The organism is Flavobacterium sp. B330r, assembly GCF_056824325.1.
Genome location: NZ_CP124860.1, coordinates 3,347,617 through 3,366,237, shown reverse-complemented (window position 1 = coordinate 3,366,237; position 18,621 = coordinate 3,347,617). Strand labels below are relative to the sequence as shown.

At 33.8% G+C, this 18,621-nt stretch carries 19 protein-coding genes; 11 read left to right on the top strand and 8 right to left on the bottom strand.

The features are described 5' to 3' along the window. Positions 1–21 precede the first annotated feature (21 nt). The 3 genes from QLQ95_RS14880 to QLQ95_RS14870 all read right to left on the bottom strand — a co-directional run bounded on the left by QLQ95_RS14880 (position 22) and on the right by QLQ95_RS14870 (position 2,908). On the bottom strand, positions 22–1,416 hold the full coding sequence (locus tag QLQ95_RS14880) for a DUF5723 family protein (RefSeq protein WP_482500416.1): 1,395 nt from the start codon (positions 1,414–1,416) through the stop codon (positions 22–24). Beyond that, positions 1,413–1,889: a hypothetical protein gene (locus QLQ95_RS14875; protein WP_379797547.1), complete on the bottom strand. Its 477-nt coding sequence runs from the start codon at positions 1,887–1,889 to the stop codon at positions 1,413–1,415. The genes QLQ95_RS14880 and QLQ95_RS14875 overlap by 4 nt, the downstream gene beginning before the upstream one ends. Before the next feature lie 152 nt (positions 1,890–2,041). After that, positions 2,042–2,908 (bottom strand): hydroxymethylglutaryl-CoA lyase, encoded by an 867-nt coding sequence (locus QLQ95_RS14870; RefSeq protein WP_095931395.1) that lies wholly within the window; start codon positions 2,906–2,908, stop codon positions 2,042–2,044. A 210-nt stretch (positions 2,909–3,118) separates the two neighbouring features. On the opposite strand from QLQ95_RS14870, the gene QLQ95_RS14865 reads away from it, so the two are divergent. Next, positions 3,119–3,733 carry a hypothetical protein gene (locus QLQ95_RS14865; RefSeq protein ID WP_428237898.1) on the top strand — a complete coding sequence of 205 codons (615 nt, stop codon included), beginning with the start codon at positions 3,119–3,121 and terminating at the stop codon, positions 3,731–3,733. Continuing rightward, the gene (locus QLQ95_RS14860) at positions 3,730–4,446 is read left to right on the top strand and encodes a DUF3307 domain-containing protein (protein WP_320493945.1); all 717 of its coding nucleotides are present in this window, start codon (positions 3,730–3,732) and stop codon (positions 4,444–4,446) included. Before QLQ95_RS14865 ends, QLQ95_RS14860 begins: the two co-directional genes overlap by 4 nt. On the opposite strand, the gene QLQ95_RS14855 is transcribed toward QLQ95_RS14860, so the two are convergent. Next, positions 4,432–5,466, bottom strand: a complete 1,035-nt coding sequence (locus tag QLQ95_RS14855; protein WP_428237899.1) for a quinone-dependent dihydroorotate dehydrogenase — start codon at positions 5,464–5,466, stop codon at positions 4,432–4,434. The genes QLQ95_RS14860 and QLQ95_RS14855 overlap by 15 nt on opposite strands. Positions 5,467–5,711: 245 nt before the next feature. Here QLQ95_RS14855 and QLQ95_RS14850 point away from each other — a divergent pair, with 245 nt between their 5' ends. The 5 genes from QLQ95_RS14850 to QLQ95_RS14830 all read left to right on the top strand — a co-directional run bounded on the left by QLQ95_RS14850 (position 5,712) and on the right by QLQ95_RS14830 (position 11,201). Next, positions 5,712–6,932, top strand: coding sequence for an OprO/OprP family phosphate-selective porin (locus tag QLQ95_RS14850; RefSeq protein ID WP_482500413.1), 1,221 nt, complete (start codon positions 5,712–5,714; stop codon positions 6,930–6,932). Positions 6,933–7,005: 73 nt separating this feature from the next. Further along, on the top strand, positions 7,006–7,992 hold the full coding sequence (locus tag QLQ95_RS14845; protein WP_482500411.1) for a DUF6515 family protein: 987 nt from the start codon (positions 7,006–7,008) through the stop codon (positions 7,990–7,992). 96 nt (positions 7,993–8,088) lie between these two features. Further along, positions 8,089–9,219 (top strand): formylglycine-generating enzyme family protein, encoded by a 1,131-nt coding sequence (locus QLQ95_RS14840; RefSeq protein WP_482500410.1) that lies wholly within the window; start codon positions 8,089–8,091, stop codon positions 9,217–9,219. 117 nt (positions 9,220–9,336) lie between these two features. After that, complete coding sequence (pepT, locus tag QLQ95_RS14835) at positions 9,337–10,614, top strand: peptidase T (protein ID WP_095931388.1); 1,278 nt, start codon at positions 9,337–9,339, stop codon at positions 10,612–10,614. A gap of 8 nt (positions 10,615–10,622) precedes the next feature. Beyond that, complete coding sequence (locus tag QLQ95_RS14830) at positions 10,623–11,201, top strand: YdeI/OmpD-associated family protein (RefSeq protein ID WP_428237904.1); 579 nt, start codon at positions 10,623–10,625, stop codon at positions 11,199–11,201. A gap of 165 nt (positions 11,202–11,366) precedes the next feature. On the opposite strand, the gene yajC is transcribed toward QLQ95_RS14830, so the two are convergent. From yajC to QLQ95_RS14815, 3 genes are all read right to left on the bottom strand, one after another. Next, positions 11,367–11,642 (bottom strand): preprotein translocase subunit YajC, encoded by a 276-nt coding sequence (yajC, locus tag QLQ95_RS14825; RefSeq protein ID WP_053471036.1) that lies wholly within the window; start codon positions 11,640–11,642, stop codon positions 11,367–11,369. 110 nt (positions 11,643–11,752) lie between these two features. Continuing rightward, positions 11,753–12,664 carry a transcription antitermination factor NusB gene (gene nusB / locus QLQ95_RS14820; protein WP_095931444.1) on the bottom strand — a complete coding sequence of 304 codons (912 nt, stop codon included), beginning with the start codon at positions 12,662–12,664 and terminating at the stop codon, positions 11,753–11,755. A 286-nt stretch (positions 12,665–12,950) separates the two neighbouring features. Next, complete coding sequence (locus tag QLQ95_RS14815) at positions 12,951–14,057, bottom strand: Glu/Leu/Phe/Val family dehydrogenase (RefSeq protein WP_095931386.1); 1,107 nt, start codon at positions 14,055–14,057, stop codon at positions 12,951–12,953. 203 nt (positions 14,058–14,260) lie between these two features. Here QLQ95_RS14815 and QLQ95_RS14810 point away from each other — a divergent pair, with 203 nt between their 5' ends. The 4 genes from QLQ95_RS14810 to QLQ95_RS14795 all read left to right on the top strand — a co-directional run bounded on the left by QLQ95_RS14810 (position 14,261) and on the right by QLQ95_RS14795 (position 18,024). After that, the gene (locus QLQ95_RS14810; RefSeq protein WP_428237905.1) at positions 14,261–16,039 is read left to right on the top strand and encodes an ABC transporter ATP-binding protein; all 1,779 of its coding nucleotides are present in this window, start codon (positions 14,261–14,263) and stop codon (positions 16,037–16,039) included. Positions 16,040–16,107: 68 nt separating this feature from the next. Then, on the top strand, positions 16,108–16,476 hold the full coding sequence (locus tag QLQ95_RS14805; RefSeq protein WP_306157030.1) for a PUR family DNA/RNA-binding protein: 369 nt from the start codon (positions 16,108–16,110) through the stop codon (positions 16,474–16,476). Positions 16,477–16,630: 154 nt separating this feature from the next. Next, on the top strand, positions 16,631–17,455 hold the full coding sequence (locus QLQ95_RS14800) for an alpha/beta hydrolase (RefSeq protein ID WP_482500407.1): 825 nt from the start codon (positions 16,631–16,633) through the stop codon (positions 17,453–17,455). A 23-nt stretch (positions 17,456–17,478) separates the two neighbouring features. After that, positions 17,479–18,024, top strand: a complete 546-nt coding sequence (locus QLQ95_RS14795; protein ID WP_482500405.1) for an RBBP9/YdeN family alpha/beta hydrolase — start codon at positions 17,479–17,481, stop codon at positions 18,022–18,024. A gap of 221 nt (positions 18,025–18,245) precedes the next feature. On the opposite strand, the gene QLQ95_RS14790 is transcribed toward QLQ95_RS14795, so the two are convergent. Next, positions 18,246–18,581, bottom strand: coding sequence for a tRNA-binding protein (locus QLQ95_RS14790; protein ID WP_202000200.1), 336 nt, complete (start codon positions 18,579–18,581; stop codon positions 18,246–18,248). Positions 18,582–18,621: the final 40 nt, after the last annotated feature.

Here is an 18,621-nt window from a genome sequence, read left to right as displayed (position 1 = left end):
AATTTAAAAAATTGAAAATTTCTATTCTTTGTCTTGAAAAACAAAATTGATTCCGAGTTGGAAGGCGGCACTGCTGGCTTTGGAAATGTCTTTATATTCTAAAACATTATTGACCAGAGCATAAATATTTACAGGGCCAATTGTTCCTGCAAGTCCTAATCCGACGTTTTTATTTGAAAAAGTATCTAGGGTGTAGGTTGCTTTAAAATCTAATTTTTTAAAAATATTTCTTCTATAAAAAGCGGTTATCGCAAACAAAGGTGTTCGAGGGGCAGACATTGCAAAAACTTGTATACCTGTCGCATTTTTATAATATTTATTGACTTTTCCATGACAATTGCATTCGTCATCTGGACGCGCTTCTCCAAATGAATATTCGATTGAAGAATAAAGTTTTGTCGGACGCCAAGTGGTGTATTTATTATAAAGTGTGTCTCTAGGAATTGCTTTGTCAAATTCGTCAAAAACATTTTCAGGGTCATCTGTACCCATAAAATCTGGATTTGCACCATTGTAACGGTAAATTCCTTTATAGGTAAGTGTTTCGATATCTTTGGTCTGTCTCACAAAACCCAAATCTATAACACTTGCGGTAAATTGTAAATTGTCTTTTATATAATAGGTAATTCCGGCATCTATTCCAAAACCTAGACTTCCGTTAAAAAAGGTATTATTAGCAATATCACGAACTACATTTCCTTCGTATTCATCTTTTGTAAAACGAGAAAGACCAGATGTTTTTAATTCTAAATTGGAAGAAATAACCTGACTGTATAAATTTGGTGTTCCTGGCTCCTCGCCTGTATAAATGTAACCTGAGTTTTTTGTAGAAGTTGCATTTGCACCGCTTGAATAGATTTTAGCGCGACCTCCGTAAACAAATTTGTCATTGAGTTTTTTATGAAACCCAACATGAAAAACAGAAAGAACTTCGGCTTTCATGCTTAAATCGCCTAGATTAAACGATTTTCCGATATAATCTCGATTTCCGTTTAAAGCCAGTAAAGCAAGATCTTTGGGAACAAACATAAAAAAATCGAATTCCTGATACAATCCGAACGAAATATAAGAACGGCTTTCTCTGCCTCCAATTCTAAATCCGCCAGAAAATATTTCCAATTGCTGATTGGTTACTACTTTATCTCTGCTGGAAGATTTATTTACAACATTTCTAACCTTTTGATTAAAATCGACTCCATCGTCTGAAAACAGATCATAGGCTGAGAAACTGCTAGATCCAATATTGGCTGAAATTCCAGACAAAACGGGAAATCCAAAATAATATTTATACGAAACATCTGCTCCTGGATTTACAAGCGAAGACTGCGGAATTGAAGTGAAATTATACAACAATTCTCTGTTTTGGGCAAAACAGAAAATAGGAAAAAACAAGCAAAGTAGTAGCGCCTTTCTCATTCGATTACTAAATAAGCCGTTGCACTTGATCTTAATTTTAAGTTTCCTTCACTCTGGCTATTTAATGGAGGCCCTGAGGCAATTACTACCACAAAACCAATTTTTTGAGTTTGTTTTAAAAGATCCAATCGAGCATTTTCAAAAACTTCTGTCGGATATTTTATAACATTTGGCGTTCCTTTATAAGATGGAACGGTAAAAGATATGGTTTGCAAAACCTCATTTTGATCGTTAAGCAAAAGCATATTTAGAACGAAAGCACGATTGATGTTGTTTTCGACTTCAAAATCAAACTCTGCTTTTTTAAGACGTTCGGTAAAGAATTTCTCTTTAAAAACATCAAAATCTCGTACATCTGGATATACATTAGTTCCTCCATCGTCTATAAGTCTATTGGCTGGAATATTAAAATACGCTAGGTTGGCTACAAAAACAGGCTCTATCTTAAAATCGTTTACCTGATCAAAATTCAAATCGCTTGAACAGGAAAATAATAAAAAGACACAAAATAGTAGGCTTGAAATTTTATTTATCGGGCTTGACCTCATGACAATAGTTATAGCTATAATAAATGTAACGCATTATGCAAACAATCATTATCTAAGGTAAGAAAAATAACTATTTTTTAATGAAACTTTCCAAACAATTTTGAAGCTTCATTGTATGCGCTTTCAAAACTAAGAGAATTAAGTCCGGTTATTTTTTTATTGGCAGTAAAATAGGAAACGAGTTTTTCTGTTGGCATATTTCCTGTTAGTTTATCGGTTGCCATAGGGCAGCCTCCGAAACCTTGAATGGCTCCATCAAAACGAATGCAGCCTGCTTTTGCCGCAGCATCGATTTTTTCGAACCAGCTTTCTGGTGTGGTATGAAGATGGGCTCCAAACTCAATTTCAGGATATTTCGGAATTAAATCTGAAAACAAATAGGTAATTACTTCTGGCGTAGAAGTTCCAACGGTATCAGAAAGTGATAAAATTTTTACGCCCATTGCTGCCAGTTTTTCGGTCCATTCTGCAACAATTTCAACATTCCACGGATCTCCATATGGATTTCCGAAGCCCATGGAAAGATAGGTCACTACTTCTTTATTTTTCTTATCGGCAACTTCCAGAATTTCTTCTAAGGTAACTAAAGATTCTGCAATAGTTTTATGCGTATTACGCATCTGAAAGTTCTCAGAAATAGAAAAAGGAAAGCCCAAATATTGAATCTGCTCATAATTGGCTGCCGTTATCGCTCCTTGAGTATTAGCAATAATAGAAAGCAGTTTACTTGTTGTTTGAGACAAATCTAACTGCTCTAGAACCTCAGCAGTATCTTGCATTTGTGGAATAGCTTTTGGAGAAACAAAACTCCCAAAATCGATTGTATCAAAGCCAACTCGTAACAAAGCTTGTATGTAAGTAACTTTATTTTTTGTCGGAATAAAAGCCTTAATGCCTTGCATGGCATCTCTAGGGCATTCGATAATTTTGATTTCTTTACTCAAAGCGTATTCTTTTGTAAAGGCTAAGTTAGTTTCTTTTTTGATGATATAAAAGAGATTTTTACTTGAAGTCTATTATTACAAAATAGCATCATATTATAAAATATTACCAAAAAGAGTAATAATTTAAATTATTACCAAAAAACGTAATAATAAATCTTATTACGTATATTTGTAATAGAAAATTTATAATTTTTTACTTATATTTGAGTTATGACTAGTGTAATTACAGGGGACATAATTGGTTCAAGACAACAAGAATCTCAGCATTGGGTTGAGGATTTAAAGAAGATCTTGGCTCCATTTGGCAAAACTCCAAATCAGTGGGAAGTATATCGAGGCGACGAATTTCAAATTGAAGTCAGTAATCCCGAAGACTCTTTGTTAACTGCTATTTTGGTAAAAGCGCATTTAAGAGCCATAAAATCTGATGCCCGAATGAGTATTGGTTTTGGAGATAAAACACACAATGCCGAAAGAATATCAGAAAGCAACGGTTCTGCGTTTATTAATTCTGGAGAACTTTTTGAAACCTTAAAAAAACAGAAAGTAAATCTAGCCCTGCGAACAGGAGATTTAGATTTTGATGAAAAACTGAATTTAATGCTGCAACTGGCTTTGACTTTTATGGACAGCTGGCTGGTACAATCTGCAGAATTTGTTGCCGCTGCTATTGAAAACCCAACTTTATCGCAAGAAGAATTAGGACAAAAATTAGGCATCAACCAAGCTGCTGTGAGCCGTAGACAAAAAAGAGCTCAGTTTGATTTGGTTATGAATTTAGATCGCTATTTTAGAAAACAAATAAAACAAATTTCAGCCTCATGATTTTATTTATAAAACTGTTTCTTGCTCATTTATTAGGAGATTTTATTTGGCAGCCCAATTCTTGGGTAGCCGACAAAGAAATAAAAAAACATAAAAGTGTTTATTTGTATATTCATATTTTACTGCACGGAGTTTTAGCAGCGGTTTTAGTGGGCGAAATAAGTTTTATACCTTATGCTGTTTTAATTGCTGTGACGCACGGGATTGTAGATTTAATCAAATTAAATTTTCAGAAAAAGAAAACCAAACGAACTTGGTTTGTGGTTGATCAAATTGCGCATATTCTCATTTTAATTGGTGTTGCTCTTTTGTATGAAAACAAAACGATAATCCATTTTTGGCAGAATAATGAATTCTGGATTCTGCTTACAGGAATTTTATTGCTAACCAAACCCTCCTCTATTTTTATAAAAACTATAATTTCAATATGGGCTCCAGAAAGCAGAAACAGCCATCAGGATAATTCTCTGATAGCTGCCGGAAATTATATTGGTATTTTAGAACGCTTATTTGTTTTCGGTTTTATTTTAACCGGACATTTTGAAGCAATCGGTTTTCTACTTGCTGCTAAATCTATTTTTAGATTCGGTGATTTAAAAGAAGCCAAAGACCGAAAACTTACAGAATACGTAATGATCGGAACTTTAATCAGTTTTGGTATTGCAATAATAGCTGGCCTTTTAGTTCAAGCGCTACTTTTACAACTGTCCTAAAACCTTTTTGTTGATTGCTTTTATCAAAGCTGGACCTTCGTAAATAAAGCCAGTGTACAACTGTACTAAACTTGCACCTGCATTTAGTTTTTCGATTGCATCATCTGCAGAATGAATTCCTCCTACTCCAATAATTGGGAATGCTTTATTGCTTTTTTCAGATAGAAAACGAATCACTTCTGTAGAACGTTTCGTTAATGGTTTTCCAGATAAACCTCCCGTTTCTGTTTGGTTTCCAGATTGTAAACCTTCTCTAGAAATTGTAGTGTTTGTTGCAATAACACCTGCAATTTGCGTTGTTTTTACAATATCAATAATATCTAATAATTGCTCATCTGTTAAGTCTGGAGCTATTTTTAAAAGAATTGGTTTTACTTTTTGAGTACTTGTTTTTTGCTTTTCAACGTTTCTATTTTGCAAAGTCTGCAATAAAGCTGTCAAAGGCTCTTTGTCTTGTAAAGCTCTTAGATTTGGTGTATTTGGCGAACTTACATTTACTACAAAATAATCTACGTGATTAAAAAGCGCATCAAAACAGATGATATAATCTTTAACGGCATCTTCGTTATCGGTAACTTTATTTTTTCCGATATTTCCACCAATTAAAACACCCGAATTCTTTTTCAAACGTTCTACCGCTTCTAGAACACCGCCGTTATTAAATCCCATTCGGTTAATAATCGCTTGGTCTTCTTTTAAACGGAACAAACGTTTCTTCGGATTTCCTTCTTGTCCAACTGGCGTTACAGTTCCGATTTCGATAAAACCAAAACCAAAATCACCAAGTTCTTTGTATAGTTTTGCGTCTTTATCAAAACCTGCTGCAAGTCCAACCGGATTTTTGAATTTAATTCCGAAAACTTCTCTTTCTAATCGAGCATCTTTTACCTCATAAATTGATCTTATAATCGCCGAAACTCCAGGGATTTTTGAAATGAATTTTACAAAAGAAAAAGTAAAATAATGCACTTTTTCAGGATCAAAACAAAAAAGTATCGGACGAATTATCAATTTATACATAAGAGTTGTGTTGTTGTTATTTTGGCTGCAAATTTAGATATTATAGTTTAAAAAGGTGTCTTTTTATAAAAACAAATAATTTCCTTTTTGTTTCAATTCTTCTATTTACAAATTAATCGTTCTGCTTTTTCATGTTGCAAGTTATAATTTGAAACCAGTTCAAGCTTATCAACAATCAACTCTCGTTCATTTATTATTTAATTTTGAGATGCTTAACAAAATCTTTTATACAAACCATCACACTTATGTATAAAGAAAAAATCGTAAATCTAAAATTTAAAAACGTCCTTTTAGCTCTGCTATTAGCAATTAGCTATAAAGGACTTTCGCAACAAGAAAAAGATACTACAAAGCTGATGAATGTTCGGTATGGCAGTAAAGGAATTGAATTGGAAACCCGTGACAAAAAGTTCCTTTTTCAACTACAAAGCCGATTCCAATTTCGTTTCTCCACTCCTTACGATACAGATCCTTTAACTTATGACGATTACAGTCAAGAGGCTAAAACGACTTTTAAAATAAATCGTGCGAGGCTAAAAATTGGCGGCCATGCTTTTGAACCTTGGCTGAAATATTATTGGGAATATGAATTGAGTCAGTCCAACTTACTTGATTTCAGAATTATGATTGAAAAGTGGGATTGGCTGAGTTTTAAAGTTGGACAATGGAAAACTGAATTTACGCGTGAACGTTTCATAAGCAGTGGCGAGCAGCAAATGGTTGAGCGATCTTTAATTAATCGTCCCTTTACGGTAGACAGACAATTGGGAGTTGAAGTCTACGGACACTTAAAAGGAGCTGGAATTGCCGATTTTAATTATTGGGCCGCAGCTTTGACAGGAACAGGACGCGGAAGCACCTCTAATGACGATAATCATTTAATGTATTTTGGAAGAGCACAATGGAATTTTCTCGGAAGATTTCTTGATTTTGAAGGCTGTGATTTAGAATTTCACGAAAAACTCACTCCGATTATAGCCTTTTCAGCCATAACCAACCGAAGCCCTTATACCCGTTTCTCTCAAGCGGGAGGAGGTTCTCTAGACGGATTTGAAAATGGTCTACCGGGACAATACAGAGTCAATCAATGGAATTTTGAAACTGCTTTTATGTATCGTGGTTTTTCTTGGCAAAGCGAATTACATACCAAAGAAATTATTGATAAAATAAACAATGATGACACAACCATAATGAAAGGATATTACGTTCAGGCAGGATATTTTTTTCATAATGTTTTCGAATGGTGGCCAAAACACTTAGAAATGGCTGGTCGCCATGCTGCTTACAGACCCGATAATTCGATAAGAGAAAATAGACAAGACGAATCTACATTGGCTTTTAACTGGTTTTTTAAAGGACACAAAAACAAACTGACCTCAGAGGTGAGTTATTTTACTTTTCAAGACAAAACGCTTTCCTTACAGCAAGGATGGCGATTTAGAATACAATGGGATATCTCATTATAAATCAAACTTTTAATCTATTAATTCAAAACGGACATTTTTTTTTCATAACTTTAAATCACATAAATTACTGAATATGAAAAGTATATCGAAAACAGTAAAAAAACTGGCACTTGTAATGTGTTTAACTGGAGCATTTTTCTTTATTTCAATTGACAGTTTAGCACAGCGTCACCGTGGTGGCGGTGGCGGATTCAATAGAGGCGGCGGTGCAGTCCAAAGTCGTCCGGCAAGACCTGCTACGCAGTCTAGGCCAAATGTGACAAGACCTAGCACAACAAGGCCAGCGGCAACAACTAGACCAGCAACGGTTAGACCTGGAGCAAACAATTCTGGAACTAAAATAAACAGACCTACAAACAATTCCAACAGAAACAATACTGTAAATAGAAACAATACCGTAATCAGAAATAATGTCGGTAACAGAAATACAAACATTAGCGGCAATACGGTTAACAGAAACAGAAATAACGTCAATATTAATGTTAACAATAGCGTTCATGTTCGCAATAATCGAAATACAGTAGTTCGTCCAGGATATAGACCATATACGCGCCCACCTTATGTGTATGGCGGTTATAGATACAACTGTTATCATCCGTATTATCCGCGTCCCTATGTGCCTTTTTATTGGGGGCCAGTTTGGCATCCTTGGGGATTTTTTGTCGCCACTCTGGCAACTACTGCTATTATTGTCAGTGTTGAAAACAATAAATACCATTACGATCAAGGAGTTTGGTACACCTCGACCAACGGCGGTTATACTGCTGTACCTGCGCCAGTTGGAGGAACTGTAAACAACATTCCAAGTGGAGCAGAAACAGTCAATACCGGAACAGTAAACAATTACTATTACGGTGGAACGTATTATGAAAAAGATGGAGAAAAATATACTGTCGTTGCTCCTACAGCAGGAACAATAGTAGAAAAACTGCCCGAAGGTGGAGAAGAAGTCACTATAGGTGATGTAAAATATGTAAAATTTGGAGAAACCTACTATCAACCCGTACAAGTTGATGGTAAAGACAAATATGAAGTGGTTCAAGTTGAAAAAGATAGTTAATTTTATTAATTCTATAAAATTAATATACTATAAAAGTAATTTTACCTAATTTTATGCCCACTATTGATAACCATTATAAGCTCAAACACATAAACCATGAAAAACAAAACCTTTTGGATTTTTGCGTTACTAACATTATCCATTATTTCAATCGCTTACAGTTATACCAGATTTACAACAAAGGCTGAAACAACAGCTGTAGAATGTCATGAAATTCCAAGTAATGTTGAATCTGAATTTAAACCAACTGTCGAAAATAAATTTAAACCTGCAGAAAAAGCACCAAAAGGTATGGTTTGGATTCCTGGTGGCGAATTTTCTATGGGAACTAATGTTGAAGACGAAAGTCTGTGCAGTATTAAAGGCGTAACGAAAGATGCAGCTCCAATTCATAGAGTGTATCTTGATGGCTATTATATGGATGAAACTGAAGTAACTAATGAAGAATTCGAAAAATTTGTAAAAGCCACAGGATATGTAACTGTTGCCGAACAAAAACCAACAAAAGAAGAATTTCCATCAGCAAGCGAAGAAGATTTAGTGACAGGTTCTGTGGTCTTCACTCCTACACCATCTGCCGTTAATTTGAATAATTTCTTGCAATGGTGGCGTTATGAACCAGGTGCAGATTGGAGACATCCTGAAGGCCCGCAAAGCAACATTATAGGAAAAGAAAAATATCCTGTTGTTCATGTGGTTTATGAAGATGCTCAAGCTTACGCAAAATGGGCTGGAAAAAGACTTCCCACAGAAGCAGAATGGGAATTTGCAGCAAGAGGCGGTAAAACTGGAAATTTGTATGCTTGGGGAAATGATTTAAAACCTAAAGGAAAATTTCAAGCTAATATTTATCAAGGACATTTTCCAATTAAAGATGGCGATACAGGAGAAGATGGTTTCAAAGGAATTGCTCCAACAAAACAATACGCTCCAAACGCATATGGCTTGTATGATATTGCTGGAAATGTTTGGGAATGGGTACACGATTGGTATAGTGTAGATTATTACAAATCATTAGCAGAAAGCGGGAAAGTAACAAAAAATCCGCAAGGTCCAGACGCTTATTATGATCCAAACGATCCTACTGAAATAAAACGCGTTCACCGTGGCGGTTCGTTCTTATGTACAGATCAATATTGCACGCGATACATGGTTGGAACAAGAGGAAAAGGAGAAATCAGATCTGCTGCAAACCACGTTGGTTTTAGATGCGTAAAAAGCAAATAACAAACTCAAAATACCAAAAAGGGATTCTAAATTGAATCCCTTTTTTATTAATTCAGATATTGAAAGCTAGATTTTCGCGGAGAAAAATTTTTCTATATTTGCTAAAAATTCAAAAAAATGCAACATATCATAGATCGCTTTATCAGTTATGTAACGATTGATACGGAATCGGATCCAAATTCACAAACAACACCAAGTACGCAAAAACAATGGAATCTTGCCAATAAATTAGTTGACGAACTAAAAGCAATTGGCCTTGAAGATGTAACGATTGATGACAAAGCTTATATCATGGCGACGCTGCCAAGTAATGTTGATCATGAAGTACCAACCATTGGTTTTGTTTCTCATTTTGACACTTCTCCAGATTTTAGCGGAGCAAATGTAAAACCTCAGATTGTTGAAAATTACGACGGAAAAGATATCGTATTGAATGCTGAGAAAAACATTATTTTATCTCCAGACTACTTTAAAGATCTATTATTATATAAAGGGCAAACGATCATTACGACTGACGGAACAACTTTATTAGGAGCTGATGATAAAGCCGGAATTACAGAAATCGTTTCAGCAATGGAGTATCTGATCCAGCATCCAGAAATTAAACACGGAAAAATCAGAATTGGTTTTACTCCTGATGAAGAAATCGGTCGCGGCGCGCATCATTTTGATGTAGAAAAATTCGGAGCACAATGGGCTTACACAATGGACGGAAGTCAGATTGGCGAATTAGAATACGAAAATTTCAATGCTGCTGGAGCTAAAATCACTTTTAAAGGAAAAAGCGTTCACCCAGGTTATGCTAAAGGAAAAATGATCAATTCTATGCTTTTGGCAAATGATTTCATTAACGAACTTCCGAAAGGTGAAACGCCGCAGGAAACTAGAGGTTATGAAGGCTTTTTCCACGTTCATCACATCAAAGGAAACATTGAAGAGACAGTTTTAGAATTGATTATTCGTGATCACAACAGAAAGAAATTCGAAAAAAGAAAAGAATTGATTCATAAATTGGCGAAACAATTCAATAAAAAATTCGCGAAGAAATTTGGCGAAGATATTGTAATTGCCGAAGTAAAAGATCAATATTATAATATGAAAGAAAAGGTGCTTCCTGTAAAACATATTGTAGATATTGCTGAAAAGGCAATGAGAGAATTAAACATCAAGCCGATCATTAAACCAATTCGTGGCGGAACAGACGGTTCTCAATTGTCTTTTATGGGACTACCTTGTCCGAACATTTTTGCTGGTGGGCATAATTTCCACGGAAAATACGAATATGTTCCAGCAGAAAGCATTCAGAAAGCAACTGATGTTATTGTAAAAATTGCTGAATTAACAGCTATTCCAGGTATTTTTGATGCGACAGAAAAATCTAAAAAAAGAAAATAATCCACAAAATGCCTGACAAAAAATACGTTTGGGACAAAATGAATCAGTGGGAAGAAGAAATTCTTATTCTCAAATCAATTATTGATAAAACTGAGCTGATTGAAACTGTAAAATGGGGAGCGCCTGTTTATGTTTTCAATAAAAAAAACATTGTTGGCCTAGGCGGTTTTAAAGATTATTTTACCATTTGGTTTTATAATGGCGTTTTCCTGAAGGATGAAAAGAAGAAATTAATCAACGCTCAGGAAGAAGTAACAAAGTCATTACGTCAATGGCGTTTTAAATCAAAAGAAGAAATAAACGAGAAGGATATTTTAGAATATATACACGAAGCCATTGAAAACGAAAAACAGGGAAAAGTAATAAAACCTTCTAAAAAAGAAGCCATTATTTCTGAGCTTTTAAACGAAGAAATGGTGAAAAATCCAGCTTTAAAAGAAGCTTTTGAAAAATTTGCTCCTTACAAACAATATGAGTTTTTAGAATATATTGAAACTGCAAAACAGGAAAAAACAAAGCTTTCGAGAATAGAGAAAGTGATTCCGATGATTTTAGCAAATGTTGGATTGAATGATAAATACAGATAGTTTAAATTCCAATATTTAAAATCCAAATTCCAAAACTATACAAGACTAAACCTTTGTCATCCTGATGAAGGAAGGATCACAAGATTACCGTGAATAAAACAAAAAAAATCCCAAACTCCTTATTTGGAATTTGGGATTTTAAATATTGTAATTTTTAAAAAAAAATTATGCTTTTTTATTCAAAGCAGCACTCAATTCAAGAGAAATTGCAGAACGCTCTAATTTTAATTTTCCTGACATAGTTTCGATTACAACAGTAGTTTCTGCTAATTCAGCGATTTTACCGTGGAAACCACTTTTTGTTACTATTTTGTCACCTACTTTTAGGCTGCTTTCAAATTCTTTTTCGTTTTTAGCTCTTTTTTGTTGTGGTCTAATCATGAAGAAATAGATTACCACGAACATCAAAAGAAATGGCGCAAATTGAGTTAATTGTCCCATAATTTAAATTTGTTTTTGATTTATATTTAATATTTTTTTTAGCTCTTCGACTTCGCTCAGAGAGACAAAGCAGTTGGAATTTGGATTTAAAAAATTGATTATTTTAAATCTTACATTAATCCTCTTCCAGCTTTTACCATCTTTTTATTGGCAGTAAGCTCTTTAACAAGATTATCTAAAATTCCGTTGATAAAAATACTACTTTTTGGTGTAGAATACTCTTTCGCAATTTCTAAATATTCGTTAAGAGTTACTTTTACTGGAATTGACGGAAATTTAATAAACTCGCAAATTGCCATTTTCAAGATAATAGTATCAATTTCTGCAATACGATCACTGTCCCAATTTGGTGTTTTATCTTCATATTCTTTTGCAAATGCCGTTTCGTTTAGAATTGTTCTTCTAAATAAATCTTTTGCAAAATCTTTATCCTCAACATCTTTATACAATTTTGGCACTCTAAAATCGTCTGGATCTTCTGTTTTAATTGCTTTCAATTGTTTCACAATATGAGTATTTACAACAGGAATATCATCAACCCAAGTCAATTTATCGTCTTCTAAGTACTCGTATAATTTTTCATTTGGAACAATAACATTTTCAAACAAATCAATAATAAATTGTCTGTCTTCTTCAAACGTATTTACGTTATTGCTCATATATTTTTGGTAGATATCGCTTGCTTTAACATCATTTAAAAGCAAAATAATATAATCATCGTTTAATGACCAGTTATTGATTTTACGATTTTCTAAAGCGATACTAAGAGAATTGCTTTCAGCAAGAAGTTGAAAAATTTTATTCTTTACAAATTTTTCATTCGGATTACGTTCTGCGGCAGTTGCCAGGTGTTTTTTGCTTGACAGATGCAAATAGACAGCTTCTTTTTTGCAAATTTCTATCAATGAAGAAAGCATTATAAGATATAAGTCCTGAATATTGTCAATGCTGTAGAAAAGAAATTTCTCTTCTTTTTCCATGTTATCAGAACCGCTTTGGTGCATTGCATAAATGGATTGCATTACTTTAACGCGTATGTGTCTTCTATTTACCACCTTGTAAGAACATTTAAAAATTAGTCTGCAAAAGTATAACTTTTGATACGTATTTTAAAATTAATTCGTAAAAAAGTAGTTGTTTTAGCGGTTAGTTTTCAGAATTTAGCGGTTAGTCTCTATTTATAGTGGGCAGTGAGCAGTTTTTAGTGGGCAGTACCAAACATGCACAAAAAAAATCTCAGTTACAGATTAAACTGTAAACTGAGACTTTAAGACTGAACACTTAAAAAGTGAACACTGAATACTTACATTACTTCTTAGCGTTCTCGATTCTTCTTTGATCGATACGATTTTGAGCAATAGTAAGAGCCGCTTTATGTGTTGTGATTCCGTTTTTAGCAGCGAAATCAATAATTTCTAAAGTTGTATTGTAGATATTCTCTGTTTTAGTCATGATTTCAGCTTTACCGTAGTTAGCTAATTCAGCATAAACATTGATAATTCCACCCGCATTGATTAAGAAATCTGGAGCATATAAAATTCCTCTTTCTTGTAATCTTGCACCGTGAACATTCTCATCAGCTAATTGGTTGTTGGCAGCACCAGCAATCACTTTTGCTTTAATTTTATCTACTGTATTATCATTGATTGTTGCTCCCATCGCACATGGCGCATAGATATCAACATCGGCAGTATATAAATCTTCACCAGTATAAATTGTTGCATTGTATTTTGAAGCAACTTGGAATAATTTCTCTTCGTTGATATCAGAAATAGTTACCTGCGCTCCTTCTTTAGTTAAATACTCAACCAAAGTTTCACCAACGTGTCCAATTCCTTGTACCAAAACTTTTTTACCCTCTAAAACATCAGTTCCAAACTGGCTTTTAGCGGCCGCTTTCATACCCAAATAAACACCATAAGCTGTAATTGGAGAAGGATTTCCAGAACCACCTCTTTCTTCAGAAATACCAGTAACATAAGGCGTTACATCTCTTACAGTATCCATGTCTTTAGTTTCCATTCCGACATCTTCTGCTGTAATATATCTTCCGCTTAATGAGTGAACAAACTCTCCAAACTTACGCATTAACTCAGGAGTTTTTTGCGTTTTAGCATCACCAATAATAACTGCTTTACCACCACCAATATTCAGTCCAGTTATAGCCGATTTAAAAGTCATACCTCTCGAAAGGCGTAAAACGTCATTTAAAGCTTCCCATTCTGTGTTGTAATTCCACATTCTGGTTCCTCCCAAAGCTGGCCCCATAACCGAATTATGAATACCAATAATTGCTTTTAATCCTGTATCTTTGTCATTGCAAAATACAATTTGTTCGTGATCGTCAAAAGATAACTGTCCAAAAACAGGATCCATTTTTTGAAGTTCCTTTCCAGTTGCGAAAGTTGCATCCATAGCGCTAGTATAAATTAGTTAAAATTATGAATTCGTCAAAAAGACTTCTCAAACATAATTAAAAAATACACATGTGCTAATTTTTTATCTTTAAAATAACAATATTACAATATAATTGTTTTGATTAAATCGCAAATTATTATAATTTTCTTTAATAATAATTCTTAAAAACAAATCAATTCAATATTAGATTTCTTAAAAAAATGAAAGAATTAAGCTATTTAAATAAATATTTCATTAAATATAAATACAGTTTCTCTGCAGGTATTTTAATAACCATAATCGCACAAATATTTTCTTTATTTACACCAAAACTTATCAGTAAGTCTTTAAATGCTATTGAAAATTTTGATAAACTTTCTGTTGCAGAGCAAAACTCCGAAGCTGTAATCGCCAGTTTTCGTCAGGATCTCATTCATAATGTGCTACTTATCATCGGAACTACGATTGTCGCAGGTTTTCTGACTTTCCTAATGCGCCAGACTTTGATCGTAATGTCACGTCATATTGAATTTGATTTAAAAAATGAAGTTTTCAGACAATACGAGAATCTTTCACAGAATTTCTACAAACAAAATAGAACGGGAGATTTAATGAACCGTATTAGCGAAGACGTTTCCAAAGTTCGTATGTATGTTGGGCCTGCAGTAATGTATACTATTAATACATTTATTCGTTTTGCGATCGTTATAATATATATGTATAATGTATCGCCACTTCTTACTTTATATACTATATTACCTTTGCCAATTCTTTCATATTGCATTTTCAAGTTAAGTTCTGAAATCAATAAAAGAAGTACCACTTTCCAACAATACCTTTCTAAAGTTTCCAGTTTTACTCAGGAAATTTTTTCAGGAATTCGCGTAATAAAAGCCTATTCGTTAGAAAATCAACATCAAAACAATATGGTTGATTTGGCCGAAGAAAGCAAACGTAAAAGTTTAAGTCTTGCAAGAGTTCAATCTTTGTTTGGTCCGTTGATGATTGCGCTTATCGGAATCAGTAATTTGGTTGTAATCTACTTTGGAGGTGTAATGTACATTAATGGAAGCATTCCAAATATTGGAACCATTGCCGAATTTATCTTATACGTAAATATGCTGACGTGGCCTGTTGCGTCTTTAGGATGGGTTTCGTCTATGGTTCAAGAGGCAGAAGCTTCTCAAAAACGTCTGAATGAATTTTTGAAAATCGAACCAGAAATCAAAAATAAAAACGAAAACTCATCTGATATTCAAGGAAATATTGCTTTCGAAAATGTTTCTTTTACTTATAAAGACACTAATATTGAAGCATTGAAAAATGTTTCTTTCACAGTAAAAAAAGGAGAAACATTAGCAATATTAGGTAAGACAGGTTCTGGAAAATCGACTATTCTCTCTTTAATTTCGAGATTGTATGATGTAAGTGAAGGCAAGATCAAAATTGATGAAAACGAAATCAGCACTTTAAACCTAAACGATCTTCGCAACAACATCGGAATCGTTCCTCAAGATGCTTTCTTGTTTTCTGATACGATTAAAAACAATATCAAATTCGGAAACCAAAATGCAACTGATGATGAAGTAATCGAAGCTGCTAAAAACGCGGTGGTTCATGATAACATTATCGCTTTTAATAAACAGTATGACACCGTTTTAGGAGAAAGAGGAATTACGCTTTCGGGCGGACAAAAACAGCGTGTTTCTATTGCTAGAGCGATTATTAAAAACCCTGCAATCTTACTTTTTGACGATTGTTTGTCGGCTGTTGATACCGAAACCGAAGAAATGATTTTGAATAATTTATTTGAGATTTCTAAAGACAAAACAACCATAATTGTAAGTCATCGAGTTTCATCTGCAAAGAATGCAGACAAAATTATCATATTAGAAGATGGTAAGATAATTCAACAAGGCTCTCATAATCAATTAATAAATCAAGAAGGATATTATTCGGCGTTATATTTAAAACAACTTTCGGAAAAAGAATTACTTTAATTGTTGCGTAATAGATAATTTTTTATGATTTTTGAGTACTATTAATTCCAAAAATGATAGAACGTATTATGAGAGAAAATGACATGTTAGAAAAAGAAGAGATTTTTTCTAAAGTATTACGAGCAGGAAGAAGAACTTATTTCTTTGATGTGAGAGCTACCAAAGCTGATGATTATTACATTACTATTACCGAAAGCAAAAAATTTACTGAGGAAGATGGTTCTTTTCACTTCAAAAAACACAAAATTTACTTATACAAAGAAGATTTTAGTGCTTTTGCCGAAATATTAGAGGAAATGACTTCTTATGTTTTGAACCACAAAGGCGAAGAAGTAATTTCTGAAAGACACCAAAAAGACTTTAAAAAAGAATACAGTTCTGAAAAAGCTGAAAGTCAAAGATCTAGTTTTACAGATATCGATTTTGACGATATTTAATCAAAATCATCTACATAAAGTAGAAGTCCAATTTGTTCTGCATTTTGGACTTTTTTTATATATTTAGTTTTCGTATAAAGTTAAAAGTTATTAGGTTAAGAGTTAAACGTCATAACTTACACCTCATAACTCATAACATTCAACTTCCATAAAAATGAAAAAATTAATTCTTCTTTTAAGTTTCATCTTCTTCGGAATTTCACTTTCTGCGCAGAATACAGAATATGAAACGAAAAATAATATTCAATATTATAATGCATCCGTAAATAAATCAGATAAATACATTAACGAAAGATGTGTGCTAGATATTTACTATCCAAAAAATAAAACCGGATTTGCTACAATCGTTTGGTTTCACGGCGGCGGATTAACTGGCGGAAATAAAGAAATTCCTGAAGCTTTAAAAAATAAAGGTTTTGCCATTATTGGCGTAAATTATAGATTGTCACCAAAAGCAAAAGCTGAAAAAGCGATAGAAGATGCAGCAGCAGCTGTTGCATGGACTTTTAACAACATTGCAAATTATGGAGGTGATAAATCTCAGATTTTTGTTTCTGGACATTCGGCTGGAGGATATTTAGGAATGATGATTGGTCTGGATAAAAAATATCTCCAAAAAGAAAACATTGATGCCAATCAAATTGCTGGACTTATTCCGTTTAGCGGACAATGTATTACACATTTTGAAATTAGAAGAGAAAATGGAATTCCTGAAAAACAGCCTACAATTGACCAATTTTCTCCTTTATACCACATTCGCGCCGATGCTCCGCCAATGTTATTAATTACTGGAGATCGTGAATTAGAAATGTTGGGACGCTATGAAGAAAACGCATACATGGCCAGAATGATGAAATTGGTTGGCCACACACAAACTAAATTGTATGAATTGGACGGTTACGACCACGGAATGACCGAACCTGGTTTTCCTCTTTTGGTAAAAGAAGTAAACCGAATTTTAAAAGAACGCAAAAAATAATCACTAAATAAAATTCCACGGCAATGGAGACACAACTATTAATTATACCAGGACTTGGAGATTCTGGAGAAAAACATTGGCAAACCTTTTGGCACGAAAAATTCCAAAACTCGATTCGTGTTGTACAAGATAATTGGGATGAACCTATTCTAGAAGAATGGCTTGACCGATTAAACGAGAATATCTCTAAACTTAATAAACCAACTATTTTAGTAGCACATAGTTTAGCCGTATCATTGGTTTTGCATTGGGCAGAAAAATACAATAATCCGAATGTTATCGGTGCTTTTTTAGTCGCTCCTGCAGATGTCGATTCGCCAGAACACACGCCAGAATGCACAAGAAATTTTTCGCCAATTCCGCTTTATCACTTGCCTTTTTCTTCGGTAGTTGTGGCAAGCGAAAATGATCCTTATGCTTCTTTTGAAAGAAAAAAATATTTCGCTGAAAAATGGGGAAGTGATTTTGTAAATGTTGGCCAACAAGGTCACATTAATTCTGATTCCGATTTAAAATATTGGGAAGAAGGACAGGTTATTTTGCAGAAGTTGATTGAGAAAATTTCTTAGTTTCAAGTCTCAGTTTTCAGTCTGATCGTAAAAAGTGGGCTTCATCGTTGCGCAAAATTTAACCGCAAAGATCACAAAGATTTACGCAAAGATCGCAAGGCTTTAAGGTAAGTTTTTGTCGGTTAAAGTTCGCAAAGCTTTGCGAACTTTAACCTTTTCTAAAAATATCACTTGCAAAAAAAACTTTGCGTGCTTTGCGGTAAAATTTATTGATTAGAAAACTATCCGATACGCAAACCATTTTCAATTTTAAAATCTGGAGCCAATAAAATAACATCTCCTTCCTCGCCTACTGCGCCAAGCACCAGACATTCACTCATGAACTTTCCGATTTGTTTTCTTGGGAAATTGACAACTGCCACAATCTGACGATTTACTAAATCTTCCTTTTGGTATCGTTTTGTAATTTGTGCAGATGATTTTCTAATTCCGATTTCTGAGCCAAAATCGATCGTTAATTGATAGGCAGGTTTTCTTGCTTCAGGAAAATCATTGACTTCAATAATAGTTCCTACGCGCATATCTGTGCGCTCAAATTCATTCCAGGTTAAATCCATTTTTAAATTGTATTATTTACAAACCTATAAATTTTGTAAT